Here is a 3,510-nt window from a genome sequence, read left to right as displayed (position 1 = left end):
GATGCGCAAGCTGGTGCAGATTTGTTTTGGTGTTGTAAAACACCAGAGCGAATACCGCTCACAGGTACCGATTTGAGGTGTTGTGGACGGTTGGGAGAGATGGTATCTACGGATCTTTCCATATTTAAACCGCATGTAAATTAAATAACCCGGTTTTTGTAGGGTGGGCTCCGCCCACCAATATCCATAACGGCAACTATTCTCAGCAGTTATCCGCAGCAGTCTGAGCCACGCTCTGCTTATACCAATCAGCGCTTAAACCGCAGCGACGATCTTAACTTCTACTTTCCAGTCCGGGCTGGCCAGTTTTGCTTCTACCGTGGCCCGTGCCGGTGCACAGCCAGCCGTCAGCCAGGCATCCCACACTTCGTTCATAGCCGCGTAGTCATCCAGGCTGGCGAGAAAAATAGTGGCATCCACCAGTTTGGTTTTGTCGCTGCCAACGCGCTCCAGCAGGCGATCGATCTGGGCCAGAACATCGCGGGTCTGCTCTCTGGCGTCGTCGGAGTCCACCTCCGGCACCATACCGGAACAGAACATCAGGCCGTTGACGATCACGGCTTCGGAATAGCGGGTTTCTGGGTCAATGCGCTGGATAGGCATAGGATCTCTGCCATAAATAATGAAAAGGGATAACGGCTTTATTCTACCAGTCATGCTGCTATCTGGCAGGCGATTCCTCGTTGACAGGGCTGTCAGTGATGTAGAGTATATTTCTGCTGCTCAGGCAGCGCTGATAAGCCTCAAAAGCCGTCCTGACGAGCCGTATCTGTGTTCTGGTGGCAGGGTTGGCAGTTATTTTATGAGAAAGCCGTAAACTGGCGCAGCAGGTCCGCATGCTGCTTGAATATCTGCAAGCTCTGGGTCCGGAATTTGAGGGTCTGGAATTTGAGGGTCTGGAATTTGAGGGTCTGGAATTTGAGGGTCTGGAATTTAAGGATCTGGAATTTAAGGATCTGGAATTTAAGGATCTGGGGTCTCTGACGAGGCCGGACCCTGCAGTCAGTGAATGGCAATAATTATATTTTAAGGAGAGCGTGTGAACGCACAAATGGAATTAGATCCCGCAGTCATTGAAGAAATCAAAAGTGGCAACACGGTTACCGCCATTAAACTGCTGCGTGAAAGTAAAAAAATCGGTTTGAAAGAAGCAAAAGAAATTATCGAACTGTACAACGCAGGCAATCACAACGAGGCGGAAGAAGCTTTGTATGCCGCGCCGCGACGTTACGCAGATCCTGCCATGACTGAATTGCCGCCAGAGGTTATTGACGAGCTGAAGAGAGGCAACAAACTCAAGGCCATCAAAGTCTTCAGAAGCCAGCGGCGAATCGGACTGAAAGAAGCCAAAGAAATGATTGATAGCTGGTATGACGAGAATAGCGGCAATTTCCCTTCTTCCGCTACAGCACGAACTGTGGATGGTTCAGCTGCCCGGGGTTTTGATGCTGACAGTGGCTCGCGGGCAAAATCCGGGTCCGGTCTGACCATAGGGATTATCGTATTGATCGTTGCCGCTTTTCTGGTGTACAGCTTGGCTGGCTGAAGCGGTTAAAAGATGAAAGCTTCATGGATAAGGTTGGCTTTTATGGGAATTCTGTCTCTTTTATCATCAGGCACCTCTGCCGCACCGGAAGAAAATTTCTGGCGCTGGTTTGTTAAAAACGAGTCGATGATTTTTCATTTTGAAAGTAACAGGGAAGAAATATTTGACCAACTTTCCCATGAGCTCGATAAAGTTAATACCGATCTGACCTTTGAGTTTGGTCCTGTCAGGGCAGAAGGAAGAAGAGCGTTTGTCATCAGTGCCGACGGCGTTGTGAGTGCTTTTCCTGCGGTTGATAAGCTTGCAGCAGCAGCCCCGGATCTTGAGCGCTGGATAATTGTTAAATTCCGTCCAAGGCGAAATCCGATCAATAATATTGAGATTAATGGCGTGCTGGTGAAAGCTGATGAAGTACGCTACCAGCTATATGCTGATGACGGCAAATTGGGCATCCTTATGTTTCTCAATGGCTATTCTGAAGCGGAGGCGGCTCTATATGCTCATATCGGCTATCTGTTACTGGATGAAGCCATTGGGGAGTATGATGTCGAAACCAAACTCGGGTTTATCGAATTTTCGGGGACTGACTCAGAACACTTTGGCAATGCACAGCCGCTCAGGTACCTTGCTGAACAGGTAGATGGGTATTTCAGTCAATGACCGGGCCTGGGTGCCTGTTGTTCAGAACTGAGACTGATAGCCTGATGTGCTATACATTTTGAGAACACAGGAGCCAGCAAATGCCTGCAAAAAAAGAAACCATCCTGCTGTTTGATATCAACGAAACCGTACTGGATCTGCGCAGCCTGAGGCCAAAGTTTCAGGCGGTTTTCGCTGACGAAGGGCTGACGGACACCTGGTTTGCTATGTTGCTGCATGCTTCCACTGTCTCTGTGGTTACCGCGCTCAGGACGGACTTCGCCACGCTGGCCAAAGTCGTGCTTGAAGCGCTGGCGGCGAAGCGCGGTGTATCACTCTCAGCAGGGCAGGTCAGCGATCTGCTCGGCGCGTTCGCCAGTCTGCTTCCCCACGACGATATCAAACCTGCGCTGACCAGGCTGCAAGCGGCGGGCTTTCGATGTATCGCATTCTCTAACTCGTCCAGAGAGCTGATCAGTAAACAGATCACCAATGCAGGGCTCAGTGATTACTTCGATGAACTCATCTCTGTGGAACAGGCCGGAACCTTCAAACCTGATCACAAAGCCTATCATTTCGCTGCCACTCAGCTGCAATCTGAACCAGCGCATCTCAGGCTGATTGCCGCCCATGACTGGGATACCCACGGCGCTGTCAGCGCCGGCCTTAAGGCGGCTTATGTAAACCGCTTTCAGACACTGTATAACCCCCTGTTCCGGGAAACTGATATAACTGGCACAGGTATGGTCGATGTGGCTGACAGAATAATCGCCACGGACGCCTGACGTCTTTCATAACGACAGGGAGGAGATATTGATGCGTTGGATAATCTATATCCCTGGTTTAGTGCTGGCGTGGAATTATATAAATCTGAGCTCTTCATCATTATTTGAATTTGCCGTAGCACCGGCTGTGTTCGGAATATTTTCTGCCTTACTGGCGGTTAAGCTGCTTTCCGCGGTTGAAGCCAGTGGTGGAGCAAAACGTCATCATAATGGTGGCGGTTATTTCGGTGGCTCTGGCGATGGCGCCGGTGGCAGTGGCTGCAGCAGTGACGGCGATGGTAGTTGCGGTGGCGATGGTGGTTGCGGCGGCGGTGGCGATTAGCAGTCAGCCGGACGTGATCAGGGTAAAAATCAGACGGGGTCTTGGGTAAGAATCTATTTATAAAAAAGTCCGGACTCGCCGCACTGTAGTCCCACACTTTAAAATGGATCTTTTTATAAACGGCTTTTAATGCCGCAAAGCCTTATGCCTCCTGGGGGAACTTACCGAGCGTCGGACCGCCCCCAGGCCGGCAGGGCGCCCCCCAGCTTTTCGCTTTC

6 protein-coding genes are annotated in these 3,510 nt (G+C 50.7%); 5 read left to right on the top strand and 1 reads right to left on the bottom strand.

The window, feature by feature from the left end; all coding sequences use genetic code 11:
- Positions 1 to 255 precede the first annotated feature (255 nt).
- Positions 256 to 603: a RidA family protein gene (locus B2Z72_RS08600; RefSeq protein WP_296983640.1), complete on the bottom strand. Its 348-nt coding sequence runs from the start codon at positions 601 to 603 to the stop codon at positions 256 to 258.
- A gap of 233 nt (positions 604 to 836) precedes the next feature.
- On the opposite strand from B2Z72_RS08600, the gene B2Z72_RS08595 reads away from it, so the two are divergent.
- The 5 genes from B2Z72_RS08595 to B2Z72_RS08575 all read left to right on the top strand — a co-directional run bounded on the left by B2Z72_RS08595 (position 837) and on the right by B2Z72_RS08575 (position 3,292).
- Positions 837 to 1,019 (top strand): hypothetical protein, encoded by a 183-nt coding sequence (locus B2Z72_RS08595; protein WP_296983638.1) that lies wholly within the window; start codon positions 837 to 839, stop codon positions 1,017 to 1,019.
- A 20-nt stretch (positions 1,020 to 1,039) separates the two neighbouring features.
- Entirely contained in the window at positions 1,040 to 1,546 is a 507-nt protein-coding gene (locus B2Z72_RS08590) for a hypothetical protein (RefSeq protein WP_296983636.1), read from the top strand.
- A gap of 12 nt (positions 1,547 to 1,558) precedes the next feature.
- Complete coding sequence (locus B2Z72_RS08585) at positions 1,559 to 2,206, top strand: hypothetical protein (RefSeq protein WP_296983634.1); 648 nt, start codon at positions 1,559 to 1,561, stop codon at positions 2,204 to 2,206.
- Positions 2,207 to 2,286: 80 nt separating this feature from the next.
- Positions 2,287 to 2,970: a haloacid dehalogenase type II gene (locus B2Z72_RS08580; RefSeq protein WP_296983633.1), complete on the top strand. Its 684-nt coding sequence runs from the start codon at positions 2,287 to 2,289 to the stop codon at positions 2,968 to 2,970.
- 31 nt (positions 2,971 to 3,001) lie between these two features.
- Entirely contained in the window at positions 3,002 to 3,292 is a 291-nt protein-coding gene (locus tag B2Z72_RS08575) for a hypothetical protein (protein WP_296983632.1), read from the top strand.
- Positions 3,293 to 3,510: the final 218 nt, after the last annotated feature.

This window comes from Thalassolituus sp. UBA6592 (genome assembly GCF_002433655.1).
GTDB lineage: Bacteria > Pseudomonadota > Gammaproteobacteria > Pseudomonadales > Oceanobacteraceae > Venatoribacter.
Note: the sequence above shows the minus strand (reverse complement) of the source record. Positions and strands in the feature narration are given on the sequence as shown.

Bases quoted from the DNA above. Each gene is read 5' to 3' on its own strand.
- B2Z72_RS08600 (WP_296983640.1), bottom strand. From the start codon at position 603: ATGCCTATCCAGCGCATTGACCCAGAAACCCGCTATTCCGAAGCCGTG.
- B2Z72_RS08595 (WP_296983638.1), top strand. From the start codon at position 837: ATGCTGCTTGAATATCTGCAAGCTCTGGGTCCGGAATTTGAGGGTCTG.
- B2Z72_RS08585 (WP_296983634.1), top strand. From the start codon at position 1,559: ATGAAAGCTTCATGGATAAGGTTGGCTTTTATGGGAATTCTGTCTCTT.
- B2Z72_RS08580 (WP_296983633.1), top strand. From the start codon at position 2,287: ATGCCTGCAAAAAAAGAAACCATCCTGCTGTTTGATATCAACGAAACC.
- B2Z72_RS08575 (WP_296983632.1), top strand. From the start codon at position 3,002: ATGCGTTGGATAATCTATATCCCTGGTTTAGTGCTGGCGTGGAATTAT.